The sequence below is a fragment of the Variovorax sp. 10L426 genome (assembly GCF_056395305.1).
The window spans coordinates 1-689 of sequence record NZ_JBFTJF010000054.1 but is presented as its reverse complement, the minus strand read 5'-3'; the positions used below and the strand labels follow the sequence as shown (position 1 = coordinate 689).

Genomic DNA, 689 nt, shown 5'->3' with positions numbered 1-689 from the left:
ACGGCACGGGCGTTGACATCGCCAACGTCAAGATGAGCATGAACCCCTTCGACGAGATCGCCGTCGAAGAGGCTGTGCGGTTGAAGGAGAAGGGCGCGGCCACCGAGATCATCGCCGTGTCCTGCGGCGATGCGAAGTGCCAGGAGACCTTGCGCACGGCGATGGCCATTGGTGCCGATCGCGGCATCCTGGTCGAGACGACCGAAGAACTCCAGCCGCTGGCCGTTGCCAAGCTGCTGAAGGCACTGGTCGACAAGGAACAGCCCCAGTTGATCATCCTCGGCAAGCAAGCCATCGATGACGATGCGAATCAGACGGGCCAGATGCTGGCCGCGCTGGCCGACCTGCCCCAGGCCACCTTCGCTTCGAAGGTCGAAGTCTCTGGTGACAAGGTCAACGTGACCCGCGAAGTCGACGGCGGCCTGGAGACGATCTCGCTCTCGCTGCCCGCAGTCATCACCACCGACCTGCGCCTGAACGAGCCGCGCTATGTGACGCTGCCCAACATCATGAAGGCGAAGAAGAAGCAACTCGACACCTTCAAGCCCGAGGACCTCGGCGTGGACGTCAAGCCGCGCCTGAAGACCCTGAAGGTCTCCGAGCCCCCGAAGCGCGGCGCCGGCATCAAGGTGCCCGATGTCGCCACGCTGGTGGACAAGCTGAAGAACGAAGCCAAGGTGATCTGATCA

Annotated in this window: 1 protein-coding gene; it reads left to right on the top strand. The window is 63.0% G+C overall.

The features are described from left to right. Positions 1–686 (top strand): electron transfer flavoprotein subunit beta/FixA family protein (locus tag AC1DHL_RS29655; RefSeq protein WP_478164319.1); only part of this gene is annotated, 686 nt, incomplete at its 5' end. Positions 687–689 lie beyond the last annotated feature (3 nt).